This window comes from Chryseobacterium hilariae, assembly GCF_051400735.1.
Lineage (GTDB): Bacteria > Bacteroidota > Bacteroidia > Flavobacteriales > Weeksellaceae > Chryseobacterium.
This window is the reverse complement of sequence record NZ_JBLFFJ010000002.1, coordinates 201,811-227,603: the sequence shown is the minus strand read 5'-3', so window position 1 is coordinate 227,603 and position 25,793 is coordinate 201,811. Positions and strand designations below refer to the sequence as shown.

The following is a 25,793-nucleotide window of genomic DNA, read 5'->3' as shown; positions in this document are numbered from 1 at the left end:
TGATTACATCTGCCTGGTTTTATTGAAAAGGTTTTGTCTGGTAATTTGAAAAGGTATTTTATTTCTGCGTTTATTGTAGATAATTAGGGCTATGACGAGCAAAATAGATAAGATTTTAAATAAATTTCCATACATATTCCCTAAAACATTGTCTGAAACATTAAAAATTTCCCAATAGAGATTCATGAAAAGATGAAGGAAAATTGCCGTCCAAAGATTAAAATCAGTCTCAAAATAAACCCATGAAAAAAAGATGGAACCTAAAAATGTGATGAGAAATATTTCAGTAAGCTTTGTGAAGCTGCTGCCCTGATATAAATGCACCTGAGCAAATAATAATGATCCGAATAAGGCGGAAGTAATAAATCCTAACCTGGTAAATCTGTATAGAATCCCTATAAGAAATGCCCTGAAAATAAGTTCTTCAAAAAAAGGAGATGAAATGCTATTAATGAAGAGAGATTGGAAATTAATATTTTCTGCTGGTTCAAAATTCATAAAATAACCGATAAACATAGGAAGCGTACCTATAAAAGCTATCGAAAAACCTTTTAGAATGGGCTTATGGATTGAAAAAAGGCTGATAATATCCCTTTCCGGAAATATGATTTTTAAGGTAATGATGAGTGGGAACATTGTGACACAGTATGCTGCAACATGGGCGGCAGCTTTGCTCCCGGATAGTTCTTTAACGTAGGTTTGAATACTTTTAAAATAAGAGAGATCAACGAAATAGTAGACAGAAAACCCAAGAATAAAAAAGAAAAAGAATGAAATAGTTTTGTTCATGGCTTATAATTTTGAACAAAAATGAAGATTGCAATAAAGTCAGCCAAATGAAAGTGATGAATGACAAAAGAATGTGACGGACAGCAAATATCAGGCTTTTGAAGATCTTAATTTTGGAATAATCAACGAAATAAAGCTCCTTGAAACGGGGATCTCAAAATCAATATCAGAAAGAAAAAGTCTGTAGCCCTGTGCGTTTCCTTTAAGATTTTTAACCTTATTTAAATTAACAATATAGGAACGGTGACATCTTTTTATAGAATCTGTCTGAAGCTGATTCAAAAGTTTTGAGAGGCTTATTCTGATCACAAGTTTTCTCATCTGCCCATTTTCCAAAAAATATATTGAACAGTAGTTTTCCATAGACTGCGCACAGATGAAGTTCTCTTCTGGAATCTGTAAATCCGTGTTATTTGCAGATATACTCAATGATTTATTGAATGCGGCACCGATAGATTTATTTTGCTCTACAAGCTGCGGGGAAACCTCTTTCGTCGTTTTTTCGTAAGTACTTTTCAAATAAATATACCTCGACAATATATAAATAGTGGAAATAGGGATTCCCAGCGCCAGACAATACAGAAACATATAGAGATAATTGCTAAAGCTCAGCGTAACATGGCTTATGAACAAAGTATTGTAAAAATAGGAAAGGATAGAGGCTGAAAAAAGAATACCTGTCACCTTCAGCAATTCGGAGCCAATATTCCAGTCTCTGAAACGGATAATACTAAGGTTTGCAGCAAAAAAAGCTAATCCAAAGATAACGGAATAAGGGAAAAGCAACAGATACTTATACTGATGCCGGAAGTTGTCTGTCCCAAAAGGCTGAAAAACAATCAGGAATATATAGATTAAAATGCCGGCAGCAACCGATGAAAGCAGAATCTCTTTATAAGATTCAGATTTTGGATAAGAATATGTTGCAAGGGAAAACATATAATTAGTCTTTGGAATTTAATTTTTAAAGTTAGCTGAGCAACTGGCATTGAATGAAAATGCTGAGGACAGCGCAAGAGATGTCGCAAAAATGGCAACGCTGATGATTAAAAGAATCATATCCTTTTAATCATCAGTTTTCTGTTTCTAAAAAATTACCGTTGTCAATAAGGCTTTGAGGCAGATCTTTTTTGTTTTTGATTCCTAAGGATTTCAGTTTTTGGGTCTGAATGACAAGGTTGTCATTTCCTGTAGAAAGCTGCTTGTAAGCATCATTGTATACATTTTTAGCCTGATCAAGATTTTTCCCGACTTTCTCAAGATTTTCAACAAACCCCACGAATTTATCATACAGCTTTGCTCCACGATCAGCAATTTCCATAGAGTTTCTGTTCTGGTACTCACGTTTCCATAGATCTGCAATAAGCTTCAGGGAAGTAATCAGGTTGCTCGGGTTCAGCAAAAGGATTCTTCTTTCGTAAGCGAAGTTCCAAAGGTTCTGGTCTGCCTGCATGGCTGCAATATAAGCCGGTTCACTCGGGATGAACATCATAACGAAATCCAAGGACTTTCCATAATCATCATAAGCTTTCTGGCTCAGCTGAAGAATATGATTTTTGATTGAACCCAAATGCTGGTTAAGCTTCATTGCATAAACATCCTGGTCATTTTCGTCTACCAGTTCCGTAAAGGCAGTAAGAGATACTTTGGAATCGATGATCACATTTCTCTCATCCGGATATTTTACAACGGCATCAGGACGCATCTTCTTACCGGAAAACTCCGAGAACAAAGCTTTGTTATCTTCATCACGAAGTTCATGCTCAAGGAAATATTCCCTTCCTTTTACAAGCCCGGATTTTTCAAGAATGCTTTCAAGGATCATTTCGCCCCAGTTTCCCTGAGTTTTGCTTTCCCCTTTTAAAGCTCTTGTCAGCTTTTTTGCGTCTTCTGAAATCTGCTGATTCAGCTCAGCAAGCTCTTTTACTTTTTCTGCGAGAGAAAAACGCTCCTTATTTTCTTTTTCATAAGCTTCGTTTACCCTGTTTTTAAGGTCGGTGATCTTTTCCTGAAAAGGTTCAAGGATGTTTTTTAAATTATTTTGATTTAAAGTCGTGAACTTTTCTGTTTTTTCCTCTAAAATTTTGTTGGCCAGATTTTCAAACTGCAGCTTTGATTCTTCCTGAATCTTAATGATCTCTTCCTTTTGGTTATCAAGAGACTGTTGCAGGCTGTCGTTCTTAGCAGTAAGTTCTGAGTTTTTAGCAAAAATATGCTGCTTCTCGGAGATAAGGTTCTCTATTTGGGAAGTTTGTTTTGAATTGAGCTGTTTCTGTTCTAAAAATTGAGCATTTAAAGAAGTATGTTCTGCCGAAATTTTTGCATATTCATTTTTCAGATCATTCAACAGGTCGGTTTGTTGCTGATTCAGTTCCTTTTCTTTGTTTATATTTTGGCTCAGTTCCTGAACTTTCAGATTAAGATTTTCCAGGTCTGAATTGTTTTTGATATGCAGATTATTCAAATCGTCATAAGAATTTCTTGAAACCGTAGACGATTTTAATGCGAAATACAAAATAACGGCACCCAGAATTCCGCCGGCAATAAATCCAATAAGTAAATAGGTCATCTCCATGTTTCAAAATTACAAAAAGAAAAATTGATTTCTTTTACGGGAAACCGTTAAAATTTTGTAGAATGGGATGGTAGTTATTATTTATAATATTCAATATCTATCATATGAATCTGGAAAGGCAGATTATTTTTTAATAAGATTAATTTATCGGGATTTTTGTGCTTGTCTTTATGAGATGTCTGAAATCTGTAAGCAATGGTTTGGGCAGTCAATAGATCTTTTACATCATACCCTGAAATAAATCCTTCTTCATTGTAATAATAATCGACAAATGAATGGCTTTTAAGTTGACCGCTCTGATTGTCATAAATCATGCGTTCGTTGCTTTTTATTCTTAAAAGTTCATTATACCTATATTTATCTTTTGATACCAGCCTGTTCTGTAAGTCATACAGGTCGATGAGATATCCGCCCTTTTGATGAGTAATTTTTGCTCTGAGCCTGACTTCTCCATCTCTGCTTAAAGAATACCCTGTTTTTAAACCGTTTTTAAACTCATACTCGGTAATTTGCCGGTCTTTATTGCTTTGATATGATTCTTTTGTAGCATTTCCATCTTCATTATAATAACGGGTTTTCACAGAGATTAAGGAATCAGCAGGTTTATCTTTTATGGAATCGCTGTATATTTTGATTGTAAGTGAACGTATTTTTCCCTTATATCCTGAATTAATGATTTCAGGGTGTTTTTTATTTTGAGCTGTACAAAAAATACTTAGATAAAATAAAAACAAGATGCTAAGGTTTCTTTTCATTTTGAGAGATAGAATGTTTCTGCTTATTAAATATGATAAAAAAGTGAGCCGGAAGACTCACTTTATATTTGTTGATCTAATTATGGAGTGATGGTAATCGGATCTGGAAAAGGTTCAAGAACCAATGGTTTACACATTGCGGCTACTTCGCATCTTCCACCCATACATATATAATTAGTCATAGTGGTTGTGCCGTCAGGACATCTGATCATGGCTTCACCAGGGCATCCTCCCGGGCATTGTGCCGGATATAAATTTCCGCCGAAAACATCTTTCAGTTCTGTTCTCGAAAGTTTAGATACGTTCATTTTTTTCATGGTATTAATTTTTTTTTGATGGTTTTAATTTGTATACATCTGGAAATGAACCTCTAAGATAATGAAAAAATAAATCACTATGAAGTTACATAATGATTTATTTTTAGATTGATATTTTTAAGAAGATGTTCTATGGATTCTCCTTAGATATTTCTTCATGATGTTTTAAATACAAAGGCAATGCTGCAGAACCATACCAAGGAAAGATTTCATAGCCGAAGACTCCAGCCAGTACCGCAGGGTCAGTTTTTACCCATTGTTCAGCTTCCTCTTTAGATTTTGTGTTGAAAATAAACATACCGCGGTAATTTTCTTTGTTTTGTTCCAAAAAAGGTCCGGCTACCACAATTTTTCCTTCATCAGCCAGCTTTCCGATGTTGGCCATGTGCCCCTTCATTAATTCACCCATTTTGGCTTTATCATCAATTTTTGTGCTTCCTTTAGTAAGCATCACGATGGTGTAATATTTCATTCCGTATTTATCAGCGCCGAGAGATGTTGCAAGCTCTTGGTTGAATTTCGGTTTTTCTGCTTTCTTTTCCTGGGCAAAAGATAAAGTTGCCACTAAAAGAGTGAGGGATAAATAAATTTTAAATTTCATAGCAATGATTTTATTGTAAGTCTAGCTCTTATGTCTGAAATCTGATATCTAAAATCTAAATTAATCTTTTATTCTTAAAAATTCCTTAGCAAGTTCAATCATTTTAGGGTCACCGGTATATTTACCATGCTCATCGGAAAGTTTTACTGTGGCAATCCATTCTTTATTTGGTGCCTGTACTCCGATCAGTTTCATGACGATGTTCATTGGTTTTAAACCGACATCGTTGGTAAGATTGGTTCCGATCCCGAATGATACGCCAATCTTTCCTCTGCAGTAATTGGTAATTTCTTCTACTTTTTCCAGGTTCAAAGCATCCGAGAAGATAATGTATTTAAATAGAGGATTAATCCCGTTATTGATGTAGTGGGCTATTGTTTTATCTGCAAATTCCAATGGATCACCGCTGTCGTGGCGCACGCCATCAAACAATTTGGCAAATTTCTTGTCGAACTGCTGGAAGAAAACATCGGTAGTATAGGTGTCTGAAAGCGCGACTCCAAGATCACCTCGGTAAACATCTACCCAATGTTCCAGAGCCAGTTCATTAGCCATTTTGAATCCGTATTCAGCGGCATGGAACATAAACCATTCATGTGCGTGGGTACCAATGGGTTTTACACCGTATTTCATGGCAAAATGAACATTGGAGCTTCCGATAAAAGTTGATTCTTTACTATGCGTTAAAGCTTCCATCACCAGATTCTGTACCTTATAAGAATGTCTTCTTCTGGTCCCGAATTCTGCGAAATTTACCCCTAATCTCGCTAGAGAAGTCGCCTTTTCCAATGTTCTGTTCATAACGATCTCATTAGAATCTCGTTCCATATGATTCATTTCGTAATGAAGCTCGCTGATCAAAGCAAGAAGTGGAACTTCCCAAAGGATAGTTCTGTACCAAAGTCCTTCAACGGTTACAGAAAGCTCATTGCCTTCCTGGCGTATTTTTACTTCAGACGGATCATAGTGATAACCTTCTAAAAAATCAAGGTAGGGCAGGTCTATATATGGGCAGGTTCTTGCCATGAATTTTTTTTCTTCCTTCGTCAGCTTTAATTCTGCCATTTTATTGACCGCCTCTTTTAAGGCAACATCAAAACCTTCCGGAAACTGATGCTTTCCTCTGTTGATGAATTCATATTTTACAATGGAGCTCGGAAATAGTTTCACCACTGCATTTTGCATTGTTATTTTATAGAAATCGTTATCCAGAATAGAGTTTAATCTAACGTCGTGCATGATATGTGTAATTTTAACGCAAATATAATTATTTAAAATAAAAATCGCCTAAATGTAAGACGATTTTTTTAATCAGTTGATTTTTGTAGGTTACTTTCCTAAATAGGAATTGTACATCCATACTTCTTTTTCCTGTTCAGTGATATAGTCGCTCATTTGGGAATTGGTTCCTTCATCTCCTGCAGCATCTGTAATGTCCAGAAGTTCTCTCTGCAGATCAATTACTACTTTGAAAGAGTTCAGAATAAGCTCAACACTTTTATTGGCATCCGTTACTTCCTTGCTTTCTTTAATGGTAGCCACTTTCAAATAGTCTGAATAGTTATGAGCCGGAGTTGCACCCAGTGTAAGGATTCTTTCTGCGATTTCGTCGATCTTCAATACAAGGCTGTTGTACAGTTCCTCGAATTTAGGATGAAGAGTAAAAAACTGATCACCTTTGATGTTCCAGTGTGAGCCTCTTGTATTTTGATAGAATATTGAATAATTGGCTAAAAGAATATTTAATTTTTCTGAAATGTTTTTACAATCGGCTTCTTTCAGGCCGATAATGCTTGCATTTTTCATATGTTTATTTTTTATGTTAACAAATTTAGAAAATATTATGCCGAAAGGCCTTCAATCTCAATAGAAGATAACTATATGAAAATTTTTTAAAATAGTTTGGATTAGTTAAATTTTCTATTCAGAATGATTATGCTATATGTATATGAAGGAAGTATTAATTGATAAGTTTTACAATTATTTAATATATGGTCTGTAAGATAAAAACCTTTTCTAATTTCATATTTTCTCAATGTAAATCAACAGTCTGTTATTTGGCTGTTCAGAGGCGACTGCTTTTTCGTGTAAGTGTTTGATTTTAATTTTTATATAAGTTTTTGTAGATTAAAAAAATATTCCTATTTTTGCACCCTAAAATAAAAAGCAATTAAATGCCTACTATTCAACAATTAGTAAGAAAAGGAAGAGCCACGCTTGCCAAGAAGAGCAAATCGGCTGCCCTTGATTCTTGTCCACAAAGACGAGGTGTATGTACGAGAGTATATACTACCACTCCTAAGAAACCTAACTCTGCACTTAGAAAAGTTGCAAGGGTAAGACTTTCTAACGGGAAAGAAGTCAACGCCTACATCCCGGGCGAAGGACATAATCTTCAAGAGCACTCGATAGTATTGGTAAGAGGCGGAAGGGTGAAAGACCTACCGGGAGTACGTTACCACATCGTAAGAGGTGCTTTAGACACTGCAGGTGTAAATGGAAGAACACAGAGAAGATCGAAGTATGGAGCTAAGAGACCTAAGCCAGGTCAGGCAGCTGCTGCACCAGCAAAAGGAAAGAAAAAATAATCATTAAATAAGGTACAGAAGCAATGAGAAAGACAAAAGCGAAAAAAAGACCGTTGTTACCAGATCCGAAGTTTAATGATCAATTGGTAACTAGATTCGTAAACAACCTAATGCTTGACGGTAAAAAGTCAATCGCATTCAAAATTTTCTATGATGCATTAGATATCGTAGAAACTAAAAAAGGAGATAACGAAAAAACTGCACTTGAAATCTGGAAAGATGCACTTACTAATGTAATGCCTCACGTAGAAGTACGTTCTAGAAGAGTAGGTGGAGCTAACTTCCAAATCCCTATGCCAATCAGAGCTGACAGAAAAATTTCTATGGCAATGAAATGGTTAATCAAATATTCAAAAGCTAGAAATGATAAGTCTATGGCTTTGAAATTAGCTAATGAAGTGGTAGCTGCTTCCAGAGAAGAAGGTGCTGCTTACAAAAAGAAATCTGATACTCACAAAATGGCGGAAGCTAACAAAGCTTTCTCACACTTTAAATTCTAATTAGAAATGAGTAGAGATCTTAAATTTACAAGAAATATTGGTATTGCCGCTCACATTGATGCTGGTAAAACTACCACTACAGAAAGGATTTTATTCTATACAGGAGTAAACCACAAAATTGGTGAAGTTCACGATGGTGCTTCTACAATGGACTGGATGGAGCAGGAAGCAGAAAGAGGTATTACTATTACTTCTGCTGCAACTACTTGTTCTTGGAACTTTCCAACTGATCAAGGAAAGCCTGTAGCTGAAACTAAACCTTACCACTTCAACATCATCGATACACCGGGACACGTTGACTTCACTGTAGAAGTAAACAGATCTTTGAGAGTATTGGATGGATTGGTATTCTTATTCTCTGCAGTAGATGGAGTAGAGCCTCAGTCTGAAACAAACTGGAGACTTGCTGACAACTACAAAGTAGCGAGAATGGGATTCGTAAACAAAATGGACAGACAGGGTGCTGACTTCTTGAACGTTGTAAAACAAGTAAAAGAAATGTTAGGATCTAATGCAGTTCCAATCGTTTTACCAATCGGTGCTGAAGAAGATTTCAAAGGTGTTGTAGACTTAATTAAAAACAGAGCCATCATCTGGGATGAAGCTGGACAAGGTGCTACTTTCGAGGTAGTTCCAATTCCGGAAGACATGAAAGATGAAGTTCTTGAATACAGAGAGAAATTAGTAGAAGCTGTTGCTGACTACGATGAGACTTTGATGGAGAAATTCTTCGAAGATCCGGATTCAATCTCTGAAGACGAAATCAACGAAGCTCTAAGAAAAGCTACTATTGATTTATCTATTATCCCAATGACTTGTGGTTCTTCATTCAAAAATAAAGGAGTACAGTTTATGTTGGATGCAGTATGTAAATACTTGCCTTCACCATTGGATAAAGATGATATCAAAGGTACTGACCCTAGAACTGATGCTGAAATCGTAAGAAAACCAGACGTAAACGAGCCTTTCTCGGCTTTAGCATTTAAGATTGCTACTGACCCATTCGTGGGAAGATTGGCATTCTTCAGAGCATACTCTGGAAGACTAGATGCAGGTTCTTATATCTTGAACACCCGTTCAGGTGATAAAGAAAGAATCTCAAGAATCTATCAGATGCACGCTAACAAGCAAAATCCTGTAGAATATATTGAAGCAGGAGATATTGGTGCAGCGGTAGGTTTCAAATCTATCAAAACAGGTGATACAATGTGTGACGAGAAAAACCCAATCGTTCTAGAATCGATGGTTTTCCCTGATCCGGTAATTGGTATCGCTGTTGAGCCTAAAACTAAAGCTGACCAGGATAAAATGGGTAACGCTCTAGCTAAATTAGCTGAAGAAGATCCAACATTTACGGTTAGAACAGACGAGGCTTCAGGACAAACGATTATCTCTGGTATGGGTGAGCTTCACCTGGATATCATTGTAGATCGTATGAGAAGAGAGTTCAAAGTAGAAGTAAACCAAGGTCAGCCGCAGGTAGAATACAAAGAAAATCTTACAAAAGTTGCTCAGCACAGAGAAGTTTACAAAAAACAATCTGGTGGTAAAGGTAAATTTGCGGATATCGTATTTGAATTAGGACCAGCTGACGAAGGTAAAATAGGTTTAGAATTTATTAACGAGATCAAAGGTGGTAACGTTCCTAGAGAATTTGTTCCTGCTATTGAAAAAGGCTTTAAAGCTGCAATGAAAAACGGTCCTTTGGCTGGTTTCGAAGTTGAAGGTATTAAAGTAGTTCTTAAAGACGGATCTTTCCACGCAGTGGATTCTGATGCACTTTCTTTTGAAATGGCTGCTAAATTAGGATTTAAAGAAGCGGGACGTGCTGCTAAGCCAGTAATCATGGAGCCTATTATGAAACTGGAAGTTGTAACTCCGGAAGAATATATGGGTAATATCATTGGTGACCTTAACAAGAGAAGAGGTACCATCAGTGGTCAGGAAGAGAAAAACGGAGCTGTTGTAATCAAAGGTTCTGTTCCACTTTCTGAAATGTTTGGATATGTAACCACTCTAAGAACACTTTCATCAGGAAGAGCTACTTCTTCTATGGAATTAGAGAAATACCAGGCTACTCCACAAAACGTTGCTGAAGAAATCATTGCTAAAGCAAAAGGTTAATTTTTTAAACTAAAGAAATGTCACAAAGAATCAGAATAAAACTAAAATCTTACGATTACAACTTGGTAGACAAGTCTGCTGAGAAAATCGTAAAAACGGTAAAGGCTACTGGTGCTGTTGTAAACGGACCAATTCCATTGCCAACAAATAAGAGAATCTTCACGGTGTTGAGATCTCCACACGTAAACAAGAAAGCTAGAGAGCAGTTCCAATTATCAGCTCACAAGAGACTGATGGATATCTACTCTTCTTCTTCTAAAACTGTTGATGCTCTAATGAAATTAGAGTTACCAAGCGGTGTAGACGTTGAAATTAAAGTGTGATAATTGCATATTTTGCAATGATTATAGAATCCGTTCCTAAAAAGGAACGGATTTTTTATTTGAAATAGCTGCATATAAAACTGTATACTATTTTTAAAACAATTAAAATTCTTTTTTTTATCATTTTAATCTTTGTATAGATAAGTCTACTTTTCACCGGTACTTTTAATGATGCTCCGGGATCGTTAAAATATCCCCATAACAACTCCGGACTAATTTATAATCTGATAATGCTTAGTCATTTCCAGGTGAGATATGTCAGTGTGATTTATTTATTTAGAATTAATAAAAATAATAATTTCGCAAAAAATTATCAGATGAATAAAGTAGTATCCTTTTCTCTGCTTGTATTGGGTGGGGTTTTTGTAAACGCACAGCAAGTGAATGATTCTATTAAAAAATCAAAAGAAATTGATGAAGTAGAATTATTTGGTGAAAAAAAGAAACAGCCGGTAGGTTTAGAAGCTATTACAAGGCTTCCCTTGAAAACCAGAGACCAGATCCAGAGCATTTCAGTGATCTCCCATAAAGCGATTGAAGAGCTGGGAGCCCTTACAGTAACTGATGTGGCTAAAAATGTACCAGGTGTCACCCTATTCTCAAGCTATGGCGGAGGAAGTGAAAGTATGTCTATCAGAGGATATCGTGGAGTGCCTGTATTGAAAAACGGAGTTCAGATGGATTCGGATTTCCGAACGGCAGGAATGATCACAGATATGCAGGGCGTTGAGAGCATTCAGGTTATTAAAGGATCTGCAGCCGTGAGCCAGGGAATAGGAAACGGCTTGGGATCAGCAGGAGGTGTAATTAACGTCGTAACCAAAAGACCACAGTTCATAGATCAGACCGAGGTAGGATTCCGCTACGGAAGCTGGGATTTTTACAGACCTACAGTAGATTTCCAGAGGGTTTTGGATGCTCAGGGTAAAGTGGCTGTAAGGTTCAATGGGGCCTATCAGAATAATAATTCTTTCAGAAGCCATGTAGAAGGGGAAAGAATTTACATCAATCCATCCGTATCTTACCGACCGGATGATAAAACGGAAATTAATGTAGAGATGGATTATCTTCATGATAACCGTACTCCTGACAGAGGTACTATTAATACAGCACCTGGCGATGTGGAAGCATTGTACCATATGCCGAAAGGGAAGTTTTTAGGATATACTTCTGATTATTCAAAAACAGAGACCTTTAATTTTGCGACAACAGTCGTTCGTAAGCTTAATGATAAATTAAAGGTAAGAGTTGCATTTATTAATTCCACCAGCAGTTCAGACAGTGAAGCCTCTTCAATATCATTACCGACTAACGAAACGAACTATAATATCAGGCAGCACACCATCGGGAAATCTCAGGGAGAAGATATCAATAAAGTTCTGCAGCTAGACTTTATTGGTGAGCAGATAAAAACAGGATTCATCAACCATACATTTCAGGTTGGATTTGACTGGCGGGAAACGGAAACGTCTACTGTTACCTATGAAGCATATAAAAATTCCATTGCTCCTGAAAACTTAATTACTGCCCGGCCCACAAAAATTGGAGCGATAACGTATGATGCCAATCCTCTTGATATTTTCGATGTTGTCAACGGGACCATCCCGAACCAGGTTCCTGTCAATGTAATTTATAAAAACCTTGGGCGTTCAAACCCTGTTCTGACGCCAAGCATTGGAGCTATGGCTCAGGATGTAATGTCAATCGGGAAATATGTGAAAGCTCACTTGGGAATCAGGTACAGCAGACTGAATGGATCCTCCAATGAAACCGTAGATACATGGAATCCATCTTTTGGATTGATCGTTTCACCAATTCAGAATATCAATGTTTTTGGATCCTACACAACAACTACCTCTTTAAGGGCTTCTAATAATATCCTTCAGACAGGTGGATTGGTAGGAGCATCACACACAAAGCAATGGGAAGCAGGTATTAAATCTGACTGGTTTAATGAGAGGTTGAGATTTAATGTTACTTTCTTTGATATTAACACAGATAATCTGTCATTCCAGATCCTGGATAAAAATTACCAGCCAATTAAAGATAATAAAAATAATATCCTTTACGGACTTGCCGGTAACCTGAGAAGAAAAGGAATGGAAGTAGAGCTTATCGGAAGAATCCTGCCAAACCTTCAGATTATGTCAGGATGGGCTTACTTGGACGCTCAGTATCAGGACAGCCCAGCTTATATCAATGGTTCTGCGCCAATGAATTCTCCGAAGCATACGGCAAACGGATGGTTAAATTACAAATTTATTACAGGAGCGCTCACTGGTCTTGATGTAGGAGCCGGAATCTATTATGTTGGAAAAAGACCGGTTGATGAATGGACTCAGAAGACATTTACAGCAGGCCATCTTAACAGCGTAAGAGCTGGAGATAAGCCTTTTGATATGCCGGAATATACTACAGTAGACGCCCAGGCAGGATATACTCTTAAAAACGGATTGGGACTAAGGGTATTCTTCAATAATATCTTTGATTCTGTGGGATATAGTTCCTACTTCAGAGGTGGTTACATCGATCAGATCCAGCCAAGAAATTTTGCAGTACAGGTAAATTATAAATTCTAATCAGTAAAAATTATGATAATGAAAAACTTCAAAATAATATTCTATGCTATGGTTTTTGGAATAGCTACAGTATCCTGCTCTTCCGATACAGAACTTTCAGAAGAAGAATTGAAAGCTGCCAATGAAGCAATGAAGTATAATACAATCAACAACCCATACTATTGGAACCATTGGAATACCTGGCCGCAGAACCGATGGAATAATGGGATGCCCGGTATAAAGAAAATCCACTTCGGAAAAGATTTACCTTCGATCAATAAAAAAACAATTGATCAATCTGAAGAAATAATCTTCGGAAGAAAATAATAAACATTCATTCATATCAAATTTTAATTAGAAAACATTAAGGCAGTCTTTCTGTCTTAATGTTTTTGCTTTTAATATCAATGAGATCTTGTTTCAATACCCATGAGGTTTAAAAAATAAATATGAAACAATTTTTGTGAAATATTTTTCCTTTTTTTATCCATTTTGTAATTTTTTTTCTTTATGTTTAAGTTAATTCTATAAATTTATTCTTTAAAAGAATTGATATATGAGCCATAAGAACAATAATCTTTTTGAGAAGTTTTCAGACTGGGCAACCAAATTCACAGGAAGTTCATATGCATTTATCGGAGCAGTACTTATCGTTGTGGTATGGGCGGCTTCAGGACCTGTTTTTGATTATTCTGAAACCTGGCAGTTGGTTATTAATACCGGAACTACCATTATTACTTTTTTAATGGTCTTTTTAATTCAGAAAGCCCAGAATAAAGATTCCAAAGCGATACAGATCAAGCTGAACGAACTTATTGCCGCTCATGAAAAAGCAAGCAACAGAATTGTAGATATTGAAGATCTTACAGAAAAGGAGCTAGACCAGATTCACTGCTATTATGAAGAGCTGGCTAAGTTTGCGAAAGAAGATGCCGATATCCACACTTCTCATTCCATAGATGTGGCTCACAGAAACCAGGATTACAAATATGAGTTCTTTAAACATAAACATGAAGAATGGCTTCAGAAACAGCAAGAAAAAAAGGAATCGTAATGATTCCTTTTTCTTGTTAAAAATTATCTTTTCAGGAAATACCCAAAATAGCTGCAGCTTCCTGCAAGTCCTTTCATGGTTTCAGAATCTGCATACTGGGATTTCAGTTGTGCAAAATACGTTCTGTATTTCTGGTTCTTGATATTATCCAGCTCAGCCTGGTGTGCCTGTTCCTTTTGAGAATATTGAGGATCCGAATAGCTGATGTTAGCTGCATTTTTTGCCTCATATTGGTAATACTTTCCTTGCTCCGCGCTGGCCATCTGGAAAAGGACTCTTGCTCTCTGTTCCTTATCCTTCGATAATTTCAGGGTCTTTTGATAATAATTGATCGCGAGGTCAAAATTATCCGGCTCCACATAAGTGGTATAAAGGAAGTTCTTATAATAATATTTATATGGATTCTTTCTGTCCGTATTCCAGAAATCATACTTTCCGCCGTTGGTGTTGTCAATGTCCATCACAAAAAGCTGACGGTAATATCCCAAGCTGGAAGTATTGTACAGTAGGTTTCCGATAAGCTGGCTGGCTTTGGCTGCCTTTTCATCTGTTCCGTTTCCGATTTTTTTAAGCTGGATCAGCGCATCCGCCAGTTCCAGTTTGTTCATGCTGGCTTTAATGAAAGGGAATGCAGAATAATCTTCGGCTTCCATACTTTCAGTTTCAGGACTTCCAAAACTTTCCCATACATTGTGCCCGAAAACAAGGTTCGAAATATCCCTGAATCCATTATATTCTCCGGCTGCATACTGCTTCGGAGTAATTTTTTCACCTTTATCCGTCCAGTCATAATTCATTCTTGGAATTCCAGCAAATCCCTGGGCTTTTTCATAATAAGACTTAGCCTTTTCAAAATCTGCCTGCTTCATGGCTCTGTCGCCGTAGATCATGCTGAAGAAAGCATCTATATTGCCTACATTATCCATATTCTTGGCAATAATCTGCTGTTCAAACTGTGTCTTATTTGGTTTTTTATAAAAGTCCTCAACACTTTTTACCAGACTGGAATTCGGGTTATACTGAAGATCCGAAAGCTTATTGCTCATCAGGAACGATTTTCCGTCCTCACCCTGCAGAAAATAACGGTTGGCAAGAACATCTTTAAGGAAATCCGCTGTAGACGGAGTTTCCCCATAATAATCATAATCAGATACGGTACTGTCTTTTTTCACTTCTTTTTTCACGAAATAATCAGCATAGTCTTTCATCAGATGATCTTCGAATTCCGCATCGATCTTAGGGTGCGAAACGATATCATTCAGAACCTTCATTCTTTTTATTTCTTCAAGATATTCCGGGTTTGTTGTTTTGATATCCTCCAGAATCTCCGAGCTTCCTTTATAATCTTTTTTCAAAAACTTAAGATAAGCATCTGCAATCTGCCAGTATTCATCCTTAGATACCTTTTTAGTTTTCTCTGTGAATTTTTCCAGGTCGTCCAGATAATCTTTCGTCTTTTCGTCGTATCCGTAACCTGTTTTTGTATAGAAAGGAATTCTGTCCGGATTGTTCAGCAGTTCATCATCACTCTGATCATTTTTTTCTCCGGCCACGCTGTCAGACTTTGATCCTCCGAAAAGGTTTTTGAAGAATCTTACAATCTTCTGCCAGAATGAAAGCTTTTCTTCTTTTTTTACTTCAGCAGGTTCAGCCTTTGCATCCTTGGAAGTTGTGTCATGATCATCAGCATTTCCTTTCTGCATGTGCACATTGTCTGAAGCATCCGAAGTATAATAATAGATTGGCAGGTAACTTCTTTCCAGCTCGTTGATACTTCTTACCGCCATCACTTTCAGGATCTCAGAATCCGGATTGATATCGTACATCTTTTCCATGATGGGAATAGGATTCGTAAAGCCTTCATAGCCCAATAAGAAATAAGCCATATTCTTTTCATCATTGGTACCCGCTCTCTTCATAATATTGCTGAAAGAAGCCGTATCCGAAAGTTTCATAGAGACAAAAGCAGATTCCTTACGGTCTTTGCTGTTCATAAAAACCTGGAAAAAGTTCCAGTTCGCATCACTGTTCATTTTCTTTCCCCTTTGAGCTCCTGCAAGCTGGTCCAGTGCCATGAAATATACTGTACCTTTCTGTTTGATCGGTTCTATATAAGTTTTAAAAGCTTCCAGTGCAGCATCATAGTTTCTGGTGTAATGATTAAAACGTACCAGCTGGTATCCGTAACGCTGCTTGATCTCCGGATTTCTTGCTGCATTATACAGAGAAGTCAGTGCATTGATTGTTTTGGCATAATCAATAGAAGTGGCATTTTGTTTTTTTGAAGGACCATAGCTGTAAAATGAGTCCGGACTTTCAACATAATTAATACTCATATAAGGTTCCAGATACTTGGCTTCAATTAAATAATCGATGCCTTCTCTGTACTTTTGGTAGAATCCGGTTCCCAGTTTCTGTAGCAAAGGATTTGTTGGTGCTCCGTTTTTCAAAGCATTAAGATCGTTCATGCTGATCTTGTATACCAGGTTTTCCGTTTCTGCGTAGTTCAGTTGGTTGTTAAAAAACTTTTTCCAAGTTTCAATATTGTCGTCAGGAATCGGGTTGCCTTTGTAGTCTCCGTAAAACCTGTTAGAATACGTGAGCAGGAAGGGCAGATAAGATTTATCCTTTATAATGCTTTGTGTAAAAAGATTGAAATATTCATAATCTGGGTCTGACCACGCGCAGGCGTCAGATTTGGTGTAAAACAGCGATAGAACCGCCAGCGAAAGAATATACTTTTTCATAGTTGATGGGTGTTTTTATTTTTGTAATTTAGTTTCAACAGGTTTGAGGCTTCATGATCAGCTCAATTAGGCAGGGCATGAAATTTAAAAATTCCTGTTACTTACAAATTTACTATCTAATTGATAATAAATTACATTAAAGTCATGTATTTTTTTCTCCAGAAAACGGGTGACATCCTGAAGCTGGTCATCTGATATTTCTTCAACCTTTATCCTGAATCCTTTACTCAGAAAGCTTCCGAAATAGAAACCATCTCTTATGATTTCAGCTTCATTATCCGAGATTTTTTTAAATCCGGGATTTTCAAGGTCTTTTCTGGATAAAGCATTAATTAATTTATGTTTTTCAAGATGGTTGGTAACAATTCCCCAGGAGTAAATCGGCAGTGCAACTTCAATTTTTTTAACAGGATAATCTTCCAGTTTGGAAAGATAACTTTTTAAAACCGTCACATCCAGAATAGAATTCTTACTGGAGTTTTCAAGCGGTGACGAAGTAGAGTAGCACATCAGATATACTTTCTCTACCGGCGGAATTCCGGTCTCACTTTTATCTTTTACCTGGTGAAGACGTAGTGTGCAGGTAATTTCTTTTCCGGAAACTCTTTTCAGCTCCTTTAAAAATTTAAAATAATCATTCCTGGTTCCGGCTGTCCAGTCACAGTCGATCTGAATTTCATTATTAATCTTTAAATCATATTCTTTGGCTTTTTTCTGAACCAGATCATGAATGTTTTTTGCAAGAAACCGAATCTCTTCCGCCGAAATATGATACATAGACTGATTCGTGATAAAAACAGTAGGCACAATTTGCTTATCTGTCTGAAAACTCCTGTCTTTGGTGATTACAGCAACAGGCTGAAATTGTCCGCCGGACTTATCTATATCAAAAAATCGGGTATACAGATAGGGAACTGAAGCCTTGTCCAAAGCTTTTTTCTCTTCCTGATCAAGCTTAAGATGGGTCTTCCAGTAATAAAAAGTATAAGGATGATTCTTTTTCCCGCTGCATGATACTATGAGAAGAAGGGCAAGCAGGAGCTTTAATGCTTTCATCGTTTATACAGTTTGCTCTCGCAGGAACAGATATCCTGTGTTCCGCTTTCCATGCTGGAGCAGCAGTCTTCAGATTTCTTAATGTTTCCTTCTTTATCCGTCAGGTAGATGTTATCCTTATCGAATTTCACATAAAAATTTTCACCGTATGTTTTGAAATCTACCTTCATTACTTTTGGATTGTATTTTCCGGCATTGATTTCCTCGATGGTTTCAGTGCTGTCCGCCTGATTTACCTGAACAAATCCGAAATAAACATCACCGTTTTTCTTTACATCCAAATAATAAGATGGGGTTCCCGATCCGCTGAATCCTTCAATGATATTAAAGCTTCTGTAGCCTACAAATGGTGCTTTTGTCTGCGCAAAGGATAAAATGCTGATGCATAAGATCACTAAGCTGAAAATCTTTTTCATATATTTTTTTTCAAAAGTAAAAATATTTAAGCAAAAATTAAACCGTATAAACCCGGATATTTGCTTATTTAGGGCATTTATAGAATTTTTTTAACCACAAAAGCTGCAAAAGATTCTTGATGCTCCTAAATAATAAAAGATTATATGAAAAGTAATAAGGTTCACATAAAGAAAATCTGAGATTTCGTAAAGCTTAAGTGTACTTATACAAAGCTTGTTGTTTAAAATAATCTAAGTGTTTAAAGAACTTTTGTGACTTTTGCGGTTAAATATTTAATCAGTTAAAAACAGAAAAACCACTCCAAATAGGAATGGTCTTTATCATGATTTAAAGTTAGATTAGAAAACAGTCGCTGCCAGCTGAATTCTTGCGTATTTATTGGAAGGATTCCACATCGCCATCATAGAAACCGGCAGCCTGTAATGCTCCGTAATTTTAATAGTCTTACCAGCTTTTACTCCTACATTAACGATATCAAAGCTGTTTTCACCATTGCCATAAAGGAAATGTTTATCGTTGAGGGCAAACCCGGCACCAATAAAAGCATCCAGATTCACTTTCTCCCCTGAGATAACCGGATAGCTCGCCTGAATGTAGGTAGAATATCTATTTTTTTTATAGCTTCCATCAGGTTCCAGAACAACTTCACCCGCATTGGCTCCTCCATAAAGCATGATATCAGCTTCAATATTCAATGGGAATGATGGCCCGAAAGTATAATTGGTTCTAAGGTCAATGATGTGCGCGGTTCTTCTCTGTGAATAACTGAAAATGTCGTCTGCGGCTATAGCGGTATTAATGTTTCTGGAATTATACAAATCCCACAATCCAATATAAAAACGGTTATGGGAGTATTGGATGTAGTAGTTGATCTCCTTATAATGGGTGCCGTCTTTATCGTCAGCTAATGCCGAGGCGCCCCAAATACCAATCTTCCATTTCTTTTCAGAATCCAGAGCGTAGGAAAGATTTCCCATCACTACAGGTTTATCTGTAATGATCAGGCCTCTCCATAAGTGATTATTCTGAATATTGGCGGTAAAGTCCAGCCTGTTGCTCTCCTTAGGTTCCTCGCTCTCCTGAGAGAATAGTTTTCCTGTGCCCAAAATAATCAGGCATGCAATTTTTAAAATTTTCATCGGGTATTTTTTAATGTATTATTCCAAAAAGAAAGGCAGCGATAACAGCGCCCAGGATGGGTCCGGCAACTGGGATCCATGCGTATCCCCAGTCACTGCTGCCTTTTACTGGAAGTACTGCATGCATAATCCTTGGAGCCAAATCTCTTGCAGGATTGATGGCATAACCGGTTGTTCCACCCAGTGATAAGCCAATGGCCCAAACCAGTAAGGTAACTGGAAGGGCTCCTACAGAACCGAGTCCTACTTTAGCGGTCGGATCTGCATTTAGAGAAATGCTTGGGTCCGAAAAATGAAAGATGACAAATACCAATACAAACGTACCAATGATCTCGCTGATTAAATTGGAAAACGTATTCCTGATGGCCGGCCCGGTACTGAAACAGGCAAGTTTTGTACCTTCGTCTTCTGTAATGGCAAAATGGTCTTTGTTAAAAAGCCAGACAAGGAAAGCGCCAAGCATTCCACCGAGCATCTGTGCAGCTATATAAGAAGGAACCAGATCCCAGGAGAATTTTCCTGCTGCAGCTAGCCCTATTGTTACGGCCGGGTTCAGATGAGCACCACTTGCAGGGCCTGCAACGGTGACACCTACAAAAACTGCCAGTGCCCAGGCTGTCGTAATGACGATCCATCCTGAATTATTTCCTTTAGTATTCTTTAAGACAACATTGGCTACAACACCGTTGCCTAATAATATAAGAAGCATTGTTCCTACAAGTTCTGCGGTAAATGGGGTCATGAGTAGTTTTTTAATGTTAAGGATTTAATCTTCGATCCAGCTTTGGGAACGTTTTACAGCTTTGTTCCAGAAATGAATCATGTTGTCTGCTTTTTCTTTATCCACTTTCGGATGGAAATCCTCGTCTACAATCCACTGGGACTGAATCTCATTGATGTCTTTCCAGTATCCTACTGCTAAACCTGCAAGGTAAGCTGCTCCTAAAGCTGTTGTCTCAAGCGTTTTTGGTCTTGTGATCTTAAAACCGAAAAGGTCAGACTGGATCTGCATCAGCAGATCGCTTGCAGATGCTCCTCCGTCTACTCTAAGCTCAAGACTTGGCCTTCCTGAATCTGCTTCCATAGATTTTACGATATCGTATACCTGAAATGCAATTCCTTCCAAAGTTGCTCTTGCGATATGCCCGTTGGTGGTTCCGCGGGTTACGCCTACAATAGTTCCTCTTGCATACTGGTCCCAATACGGTGCTCCCAATCCGGTAAGAGCTGGAACAAAGTAAACGCCTCCGTTGTCTTCAACACTGGCTGCCAGTTCATTCACCTCTTCTGATGAATGGATGAGCTTCAGGCCATCTCTCAGCCACTGTATAGCTGCACCGCCTACGAATACACTTCCTTCCAGTGCATAATTTACTTCTCCATTGATTTTCCATGCCACTGTTGTTAACAGGTTGTTTTTAGAAGAAACAGCTTCTGTTCCTGTATTCATTAATAGAAAGCATCCTGTTCCGTAGGTGTTCTTTACCATTCCGGGAGTGATGCACAGCTGTCCGAATAATGCAGCTTGCTGGTCCCCTGCAATTCCTGCAATTGGAATTTTTGTGGAAAATAAAGTGGTTGCAGTTTCTCCGTAGATTTCGCTGCTCTGTTTTACTTCGGGAAGAACAGACCTTGGAATGTCAAATAGATCCAGAAGATCCTGATCCCATTCTAAAGTATGAATATTCAGAAGCATGGTTCTGCTCGCATTGGAAACATCGGTAATGAACATTTTTCCGCGGGTAAGTTTCCAAACCAGCCAGGTGTCAACTGTTCCGAAACATAATTTTCCTTCTGCAGCTTTTTCCCTCGCGCCTTCCACGTTATCGAGGATCCATTTTAGTTTGGTTGCTGAAAAATAGGCATCAAGAACAAGCCCCGTTTTTTCTTTGATGATTTCAGCATGTCCCTGCTCTTTTAATTCGTCACAGTATTTAGAGGTTCTTCTGTCTTGCCAGACAATAGCATTGTAAATAGGCTCACCGGTTTCTTTGTCCCATACAACAGTCGTTTCACGTTGGTTGGTGATCCCGATGGCGGCTACTTCCAGTCCGGAAATGCCTGCTTTGGCGATAATTTCTGCGGCAACGGATATCTGGGACGACCATATTTCGTTGGGGTCATGTTCTACCCATCCCGGAGTAGGGTAGATCTGTTCAAAATTTTTCTGGGAGATGTATTCTATAGCTCCGTTGTGATTGAATAAAATGGCTCTAGAAGAAGTTGTACCCTGGTCTAAAGCGAGAATCAATTTTTCCTTCATACTGCAAAGTTTTAATTATGAGTAATAGTTTTGGGAGAATAAGGGGTTAATAAATATCCTTTTGCTAATTCAATAAATTCTTTTTCCTGTTCATCGGCCCATTCCTGGGAATGTCCTTTTTCTTTGGCAATAAGCTGTGCAATAGTATGTGCACTGTCAATCGCAGCTCTTGCATCTAAAAATAAGAGACGGACTCTTCTGGCGAGAATATCTTCAATGGTTTCGGCCATTTCGTTTCTTATGGCCCAGACTGCTTCTGCAATAGTAAAAGCATGGTCAGGGTGGATCTTTTGGGAATATTGAGGATTACTGCTCTGTAATGATTTTATGGCTGGAATGTCTGATCCGTAAACATAAAGATGGCTGGTACGGTCTACAAGTTCTGCTTTCATATTACCGTGAATAGACATATTTTCTGTTTGAGAAGGTCCTCCGTTTAAATGAAGGATCTCTACAGCTTTATCAATAGTATCTTCCGCCATTTTACGGTAAGTGGTCCATTTTCCACCGATGATAGAGACTAATCCTGTATCGGAAGCGATAACTTTGTGGCTGCGGGAAACTTCTTTGGTGCTTTTGCCTCCTTCTTTTGGAGCGGCAAGAGGTCTTAATCCGGCGAACATAGATTTTACATCTTCTCTGGTTGGTTTCTTGGCTAAATATTGTCTTGCTGTATTTAAAACAAAATTAATCTCAGATTCTAAAGCGTGCGGCTCAAAGCTCGGACTTTCCAGAAGTGTATCCGTTGTTCCTACCAATGCTCTGTCATGCCATGGAACAACAAAAAGAACCCTGCCGTCTGATGTTTTGGGAATCATAATCGCATCGTCACTTTTCAGGAAAGATTTATCCAATACCAAATGAATACCCTGGCTTGGAACTACAAATTTACCGTGCTTAGGGTTGTTCATATTTAGAATGTCATTTGTGAATACGCCTGTTGCATTAATGACTGCTTTCGCACGAAGCTCATACTGCTGGCCGGTAAACTGATCTTCTGCTTTAACTCCGTTTATTTTTCCGGAATCATTTTTCAGAAGTCCGGTTACTTTCATATAATTTACAGCGCTTCCTCCTTTTTCGATAAGAGTCTGGGTTAAATTGATCGCTAATCTTGCATCATCGAACTGCCCGTCCTGATATACCACGCCACTTGCAAGGTTATGCTGTTCAATGGTTGGGAGTTTTTCAACCGTTTTGGATTTACTGATGTATTTTGTTTTTCCAAGACTAAGTTTTCCGGCAAGGAAATCATAGATAGACAATCCTATTTTATAATAAATACCTCCCCACCAAGTATAATTAGGAATAATAAAAGACTGGTTTTTGACTACGTGTGCTGCGTTTTGGGCTAAAAGGCCTCTTTCTTTCAGGGCTTCTTTCACAAGTCCTACATCTCCCTGTGCAAGATATCTTACGCCGCCATGTACCAGTTTGGTGCTTCGGCTTGATGTTGCTTTTGCAAAATCATGGGATTCAATAAGTAGGGTTTTGAATCCTCTGCTGGTTGCATCCAATGCTGAACCCAGGCCGCTGGCTCCACCTCCAATGATGATGAAGTCCCATTCCTGAACACTGGATAATTTGTTAATTTCTTCGTTTCGTTTCATAAATGTTTCGTTTATGTTTCGTTTTCAAATTTATAAATTAAAAATGAAACTAAAAAGAAAATAAATGAAATTTTATCGGTCTCGAAAAAAAATGGTATTTTTGATGAAAGAATCAGAATGGAAAAGTTAATACCAAGGCACGATGATATATTAAAGGAACTGGATGAAAAAGGACATGTTCTTGTACAGGATCTGTGCGAGAAGTTCGATGTTTCTTCAGTTACGGTCCGAAAGGATCTGAATTATCTCGAAAGCTTAGGATTGCTTTTCAGGAATCACGGAGGAGCAAGCAAGCATGTACGGTATGCCTATGAAAGGAATGTGGACGAAAAGGAAAACATCAATGTAGAAGCCAAGCAGAATATTGCGAAAGCGGCTTTACAGCTTATTCAGGAGAATGACTGTATTATTCTGGCTTCAGGAACTACCATGCATTATTTAGCAAGAATGCTGGTGAACTTTGGACCTCTTACGGTTCTGACATCTTCTTTAAGAGTGGCTATTGAGCTCTGTAATAATCCTAATATTAATATTATACAATTGGGTGGTGAAGTCCGAAAAAGCTCGACTTCCATTGTAGGTTCTATTTCTGAAGGAATTCTCAAACAGTTTTCCTGTAACAAACTTTTTCTGGGTGTGGACGGAATTGACATCGATTTTGGAATCAGCACTTCGAATGCCGCAGAGGCCCATCTGAATCAGCTTATGATAGAATGTTCCGAAAAAGTGGTCATTCTTGGCGATTCTTCGAAGCTGAATAAAAAAGGGTTTGGTAAGATAGCTCCTCTGGATAAAGTTGATTATCTGATCACAGATAATGGTATTTGTGCCGAAGATAAAGTGGCATTAGAAGAAATAGGGGTTTCTGTTATTGTAAAATAAACTTCTTTCAATATATTTTTTTAAACCAAAATGATTTCGGTGAAAATTTCGTCCGGATTTTTTCAAAATTACCTAATTGATTAAAAATCAAAATATTTTACTCAAAATATTTGTCAGTTCTAAAAATATTCATAAATTTGCACACTCCATTTTAGGGGCGTAGTATGCCTATATCAAAAGTAGAAATTACTTCAGACCTCCTAAAAATGTGGAAATTAGAAAGATAAATTTTATTTAATATAAACAATGTCAGGTATTATTGGTAAAAAAATCGGTATGACGTCTTTGTTTAACGAAGAAGGAAAGAATATTCCTTGTACAGTTATTCAAGCTGGTCCATGCTCGGTTTTACAGGTCAGAACCATAGAAAAGGACGGCTACAAGTCAGTTCAGTTAGGTTTCGATGACAAGAGTGAAAAGAACGTAGGTAAAGCGTTAGCTGGCCATTTCAAAAAGGCTGGTTCTGCTCCAAAAGCTAAGTTGGTAGAATTCTACAGAGAATTCGTAGACGAAGTAAAAGTAGGAGAAGAAGTAAAAGTTGATTTATTCTCTGAAGGAGAGTATGTTGACGTAACAGGAACTTCAAAAGGTAAAGGTTTCCAGGGTGTTGTTAAAAGACATGGCTTTGGAGGTGTAATGCAAGCTACTCATGGTCAGCACAACAGACTTAGAGCTCCAGGTTCTATCGGTGCTGGATCGGATCCTTCAAGAGTATTCAAAGGAATGAGAATGGCGGGTAGAATGGGAGGTAAGCAGGTAACTGTACAAAACCTTCAAGTATTAAAAGTGGATCAAGAACAAAATCTTTTAGTAGTAAAAGGTGCTGTTCCGGGAGCTAAAAATTCTTATGTAATTATCAGAAAATGGAACTAGTAGTATTAAATACATCAGGAAAAGAGACCGGAAGAAAAGTAACTCTAGACGAATCAGTATTCGGAATTGAGCCAAATCAGCACGCGGTTTACTTAGAAGTTAAACAGTACCTTGCCGCACAGAGACAAGGGACTCATAAATCAAAGGAAAGAAGCGAAATTACTGCTTCTACTAAAAAACTTAAGAAGCAAAAAGGATCTGGTTCTGCTAGATATGGTGATATCAAATCTCCAACTTTCAGAGGTGGAGGTAGAGTATTCGGGCCAAAACCAAGAGACTACAGATTCAAATTGAACAAAGCTCTTAAGAGATTAGCTAAAAAATCTGTTTTATCTCAGAAAATGAGAGACAACAGCATCAGAGTAATGGAAGATATGAGCTTAAACGCTCCTAAAACTAAAGATTTCATCACTATCCTAAATGCATTGGCATTGAACGATAAGAAGTCTCTATTTGTTCTTCCTGAAGCTAACAAGAATGTGTATTTATCTTCAAGAAACTTACCTAAAACTAAAGTAATGAACTTCAACGAAATTAGTTCATATGACTTAATGAATGCAGGTGAGATCGTATTCTTAGAAGGTGCAGTTGAAAAATTCCAGGAAAATTTAAAGAAATAAAT

Annotated in this window: 25 protein-coding genes; 10 read left to right on the top strand and 15 right to left on the bottom strand. The window is 37.6% G+C overall.

What is annotated here, in order from left to right; genetic code table 11:
- Nucleotides 1-3: 3 nt before the first annotated feature.
- From ACMGDK_RS07890 to ACMGDK_RS07855, 8 genes are all read right to left on the bottom strand, one after another.
- Nucleotides 4-789 (bottom strand): CPBP family intramembrane glutamic endopeptidase, encoded by a 786-nt coding sequence (locus tag ACMGDK_RS07890; protein WP_436807428.1) that lies wholly within the window; start codon nt 787-789, stop codon nt 4-6.
- Nucleotides 790-879: 90 nt separating this feature from the next.
- Nucleotides 880-1,728, bottom strand: coding sequence for a LytR/AlgR family response regulator transcription factor (locus ACMGDK_RS07885; protein ID WP_436807427.1), 849 nt, complete (start codon nt 1,726-1,728; stop codon nt 880-882).
- A gap of 133 nt (nt 1,729-1,861) precedes the next feature.
- Nucleotides 1,862-3,364: a DNA recombination protein RmuC gene (locus ACMGDK_RS07880; RefSeq protein WP_436807426.1), complete on the bottom strand. Its 1,503-nt coding sequence runs from the start codon at nt 3,362-3,364 to the stop codon at nt 1,862-1,864.
- Between the two features lie 77 nt (nt 3,365-3,441).
- Nucleotides 3,442-4,119 (bottom strand): hypothetical protein, encoded by a 678-nt coding sequence (locus ACMGDK_RS07875; RefSeq protein WP_223558222.1) that lies wholly within the window; start codon nt 4,117-4,119, stop codon nt 3,442-3,444.
- Between the two features lie 80 nt (nt 4,120-4,199).
- A complete protein-coding gene (locus tag ACMGDK_RS07870; protein ID WP_436807425.1) occupies nt 4,200-4,436 on the bottom strand; it encodes a hypothetical protein in 237 nt (78 codons plus the stop codon).
- Between the two features lie 130 nt (nt 4,437-4,566).
- Nucleotides 4,567-5,037 (bottom strand): YciI family protein, encoded by a 471-nt coding sequence (locus tag ACMGDK_RS07865; RefSeq protein WP_436807424.1) that lies wholly within the window; start codon nt 5,035-5,037, stop codon nt 4,567-4,569.
- Between the two features lie 60 nt (nt 5,038-5,097).
- Entirely contained in the window at nt 5,098-6,276 is a 1,179-nt protein-coding gene (gene pncB, locus ACMGDK_RS07860) for a nicotinate phosphoribosyltransferase (protein ID WP_436807423.1), read from the bottom strand.
- A gap of 90 nt (nt 6,277-6,366) precedes the next feature.
- Nucleotides 6,367-6,843, bottom strand: a complete 477-nt coding sequence (locus tag ACMGDK_RS07855) for a Dps family protein (RefSeq protein ID WP_116012047.1) — start codon at nt 6,841-6,843, stop codon at nt 6,367-6,369.
- A gap of 368 nt (nt 6,844-7,211) precedes the next feature.
- Here ACMGDK_RS07855 and rpsL point away from each other — a divergent pair, with 368 nt between their 5' ends.
- The 7 genes from rpsL (at nt 7,212) to ACMGDK_RS07820 (ending at nt 14,184) form a co-directional block, all read left to right on the top strand.
- The gene (gene rpsL / locus ACMGDK_RS07850) at nt 7,212-7,625 is read left to right on the top strand and encodes a 30S ribosomal protein S12 (RefSeq protein ID WP_002983146.1); all 414 of its coding nucleotides are present in this window, start codon (nt 7,212-7,214) and stop codon (nt 7,623-7,625) included.
- Nucleotides 7,626-7,648: 23 nt separating this feature from the next.
- On the top strand, nt 7,649-8,125 hold the full coding sequence (rpsG, locus tag ACMGDK_RS07845; RefSeq protein ID WP_007839548.1) for a 30S ribosomal protein S7: 477 nt from the start codon (nt 7,649-7,651) through the stop codon (nt 8,123-8,125).
- 6 nt (nt 8,126-8,131) lie between these two features.
- Complete coding sequence (gene fusA, locus ACMGDK_RS07840; protein ID WP_436807422.1) at nt 8,132-10,249, top strand: elongation factor G; 2,118 nt, start codon at nt 8,132-8,134, stop codon at nt 10,247-10,249.
- A gap of 17 nt (nt 10,250-10,266) precedes the next feature.
- Nucleotides 10,267-10,572 (top strand): 30S ribosomal protein S10, encoded by a 306-nt coding sequence (rpsJ, locus tag ACMGDK_RS07835; RefSeq protein WP_002661363.1) that lies wholly within the window; start codon nt 10,267-10,269, stop codon nt 10,570-10,572.
- A gap of 317 nt (nt 10,573-10,889) precedes the next feature.
- Nucleotides 10,890-13,151, top strand: a complete 2,262-nt coding sequence (locus ACMGDK_RS07830) for a TonB-dependent siderophore receptor (RefSeq protein WP_436807421.1) — start codon at nt 10,890-10,892, stop codon at nt 13,149-13,151.
- Nucleotides 13,152-13,169: 18 nt separating this feature from the next.
- A complete protein-coding gene (locus ACMGDK_RS07825) occupies nt 13,170-13,457 on the top strand; it encodes a hypothetical protein (RefSeq protein WP_436807420.1) in 288 nt (95 codons plus the stop codon).
- 229 nt (nt 13,458-13,686) lie between these two features.
- Nucleotides 13,687-14,184 carry a low affinity iron permease family protein gene (locus ACMGDK_RS07820; RefSeq protein ID WP_436807419.1) on the top strand — a complete coding sequence of 166 codons (498 nt, stop codon included), beginning with the start codon at nt 13,687-13,689 and terminating at the stop codon, nt 14,182-14,184.
- A gap of 23 nt (nt 14,185-14,207) precedes the next feature.
- Here the strand turns inward: ACMGDK_RS07820 and ACMGDK_RS07815 are convergent, their stop codons facing one another.
- The 7 genes from ACMGDK_RS07815 to ACMGDK_RS07785 form a co-directional block, all read right to left on the bottom strand.
- A complete protein-coding gene (locus tag ACMGDK_RS07815; protein WP_436807418.1) occupies nt 14,208-16,931 on the bottom strand; it encodes a hypothetical protein in 2,724 nt (907 codons plus the stop codon).
- An 84-nt stretch (nt 16,932-17,015) separates the two neighbouring features.
- The gene (locus ACMGDK_RS07810) at nt 17,016-17,987 is read right to left on the bottom strand and encodes a hypothetical protein (protein ID WP_436807417.1); all 972 of its coding nucleotides are present in this window, start codon (nt 17,985-17,987) and stop codon (nt 17,016-17,018) included.
- Complete coding sequence (locus tag ACMGDK_RS07805; RefSeq protein ID WP_436807416.1) at nt 17,984-18,403, bottom strand: hypothetical protein; 420 nt, start codon at nt 18,401-18,403, stop codon at nt 17,984-17,986. The genes ACMGDK_RS07810 and ACMGDK_RS07805 overlap by 4 nt, the downstream gene beginning before the upstream one ends.
- Nucleotides 18,404-18,742: 339 nt before the next feature.
- Entirely contained in the window at nt 18,743-19,543 is an 801-nt protein-coding gene (locus ACMGDK_RS07800; RefSeq protein WP_436807415.1) for a hypothetical protein, read from the bottom strand.
- 10 nt (nt 19,544-19,553) lie between these two features.
- Nucleotides 19,554-20,285 carry an MIP/aquaporin family protein gene (locus ACMGDK_RS07795; protein ID WP_436807414.1) on the bottom strand — a complete coding sequence of 244 codons (732 nt, stop codon included), beginning with the start codon at nt 20,283-20,285 and terminating at the stop codon, nt 19,554-19,556.
- Nucleotides 20,286-20,309: 24 nt separating this feature from the next.
- Nucleotides 20,310-21,806 (bottom strand): glycerol kinase GlpK, encoded by a 1,497-nt coding sequence (gene glpK / locus ACMGDK_RS07790; protein WP_436807413.1) that lies wholly within the window; start codon nt 21,804-21,806, stop codon nt 20,310-20,312.
- An 11-nt stretch (nt 21,807-21,817) separates the two neighbouring features.
- Nucleotides 21,818-23,416, bottom strand: coding sequence for a glycerol-3-phosphate dehydrogenase/oxidase (locus tag ACMGDK_RS07785; RefSeq protein ID WP_436807412.1), 1,599 nt, complete (start codon nt 23,414-23,416; stop codon nt 21,818-21,820).
- Nucleotides 23,417-23,533: 117 nt separating this feature from the next.
- Here ACMGDK_RS07785 and ACMGDK_RS07780 point away from each other — a divergent pair, with 117 nt between their 5' ends.
- The 3 genes from ACMGDK_RS07780 to rplD all read left to right on the top strand — a co-directional run bounded on the left by ACMGDK_RS07780 (nt 23,534) and on the right by rplD (nt 25,791).
- A complete protein-coding gene (locus ACMGDK_RS07780; protein ID WP_436807411.1) occupies nt 23,534-24,298 on the top strand; it encodes a DeoR/GlpR family DNA-binding transcription regulator in 765 nt (254 codons plus the stop codon).
- Nucleotides 24,299-24,544: 246 nt separating this feature from the next.
- Nucleotides 24,545-25,171 carry a 50S ribosomal protein L3 gene (rplC, locus tag ACMGDK_RS07775; RefSeq protein ID WP_034678007.1) on the top strand — a complete coding sequence of 209 codons (627 nt, stop codon included), beginning with the start codon at nt 24,545-24,547 and terminating at the stop codon, nt 25,169-25,171.
- Entirely contained in the window at nt 25,162-25,791 is a 630-nt protein-coding gene (gene rplD, locus ACMGDK_RS07770) for a 50S ribosomal protein L4 (protein ID WP_111957081.1), read from the top strand. Before rplC ends, rplD begins: the two co-directional genes overlap by 10 nt.
- Nucleotides 25,792-25,793: the final 2 nt, after the last annotated feature.

What these genes read in the sequence shown, in the direction of transcription:
- ACMGDK_RS07890 (WP_436807428.1), bottom strand. Translation starts at nt 789, where the DNA reads ATGAACAAAACTATTTCATTCTTTTTCTTTTTTATTCTTGGGTTTTCT.
- ACMGDK_RS07885 (WP_436807427.1), bottom strand. Translation starts at nt 1,728, where the DNA reads ATGTTTTCCCTTGCAACATATTCTTATCCAAAATCTGAATCTTATAAA.
- ACMGDK_RS07880 (WP_436807426.1), bottom strand. Translation starts at nt 3,364, where the DNA reads ATGGAGATGACCTATTTACTTATTGGATTTATTGCCGGCGGAATTCTG.
- ACMGDK_RS07875 (WP_223558222.1), bottom strand. Translation starts at nt 4,119, where the DNA reads ATGAAAAGAAACCTTAGCATCTTGTTTTTATTTTATCTAAGTATTTTT.
- ACMGDK_RS07870 (WP_436807425.1), bottom strand. Translation starts at nt 4,436, where the DNA reads ATGAAAAAAATGAACGTATCTAAACTTTCGAGAACAGAACTGAAAGAT.
- ACMGDK_RS07865 (WP_436807424.1), bottom strand. Translation starts at nt 5,037, where the DNA reads ATGAAATTTAAAATTTATTTATCCCTCACTCTTTTAGTGGCAACTTTA.
- pncB (WP_436807423.1), bottom strand. Translation starts at nt 6,276, where the DNA reads ATGCACGACGTTAGATTAAACTCTATTCTGGATAACGATTTCTATAAA.
- ACMGDK_RS07855 (WP_116012047.1), bottom strand. Translation starts at nt 6,843, where the DNA reads ATGAAAAATGCAAGCATTATCGGCCTGAAAGAAGCCGATTGTAAAAAC.
- rpsL (WP_002983146.1), top strand. Translation starts at nt 7,212, where the DNA reads ATGCCTACTATTCAACAATTAGTAAGAAAAGGAAGAGCCACGCTTGCC.
- rpsG (WP_007839548.1), top strand. Translation starts at nt 7,649, where the DNA reads ATGAGAAAGACAAAAGCGAAAAAAAGACCGTTGTTACCAGATCCGAAG.
- fusA (WP_436807422.1), top strand. Translation starts at nt 8,132, where the DNA reads ATGAGTAGAGATCTTAAATTTACAAGAAATATTGGTATTGCCGCTCAC.
- rpsJ (WP_002661363.1), top strand. Translation starts at nt 10,267, where the DNA reads ATGTCACAAAGAATCAGAATAAAACTAAAATCTTACGATTACAACTTG.
- ACMGDK_RS07830 (WP_436807421.1), top strand. Translation starts at nt 10,890, where the DNA reads ATGAATAAAGTAGTATCCTTTTCTCTGCTTGTATTGGGTGGGGTTTTT.
- ACMGDK_RS07825 (WP_436807420.1), top strand. Translation starts at nt 13,170, where the DNA reads ATGAAAAACTTCAAAATAATATTCTATGCTATGGTTTTTGGAATAGCT.
- ACMGDK_RS07820 (WP_436807419.1), top strand. Translation starts at nt 13,687, where the DNA reads ATGAGCCATAAGAACAATAATCTTTTTGAGAAGTTTTCAGACTGGGCA.
- ACMGDK_RS07815 (WP_436807418.1), bottom strand. Translation starts at nt 16,931, where the DNA reads ATGAAAAAGTATATTCTTTCGCTGGCGGTTCTATCGCTGTTTTACACC.
- ACMGDK_RS07810 (WP_436807417.1), bottom strand. Translation starts at nt 17,987, where the DNA reads ATGAAAGCATTAAAGCTCCTGCTTGCCCTTCTTCTCATAGTATCATGC.
- ACMGDK_RS07805 (WP_436807416.1), bottom strand. Translation starts at nt 18,403, where the DNA reads ATGAAAAAGATTTTCAGCTTAGTGATCTTATGCATCAGCATTTTATCC.
- ACMGDK_RS07800 (WP_436807415.1), bottom strand. Translation starts at nt 19,543, where the DNA reads ATGAAAATTTTAAAAATTGCATGCCTGATTATTTTGGGCACAGGAAAA.
- ACMGDK_RS07795 (WP_436807414.1), bottom strand. Translation starts at nt 20,285, where the DNA reads ATGACCCCATTTACCGCAGAACTTGTAGGAACAATGCTTCTTATATTA.
- glpK (WP_436807413.1), bottom strand. Translation starts at nt 21,806, where the DNA reads ATGAAGGAAAAATTGATTCTCGCTTTAGACCAGGGTACAACTTCTTCT.
- ACMGDK_RS07785 (WP_436807412.1), bottom strand. Translation starts at nt 23,416, where the DNA reads ATGAAACGAAACGAAGAAATTAACAAATTATCCAGTGTTCAGGAATGG.
- ACMGDK_RS07780 (WP_436807411.1), top strand. Translation starts at nt 23,534, where the DNA reads ATGGAAAAGTTAATACCAAGGCACGATGATATATTAAAGGAACTGGAT.
- rplC (WP_034678007.1), top strand. Translation starts at nt 24,545, where the DNA reads ATGTCAGGTATTATTGGTAAAAAAATCGGTATGACGTCTTTGTTTAAC.
- rplD (WP_111957081.1), top strand. Translation starts at nt 25,162, where the DNA reads ATGGAACTAGTAGTATTAAATACATCAGGAAAAGAGACCGGAAGAAAA.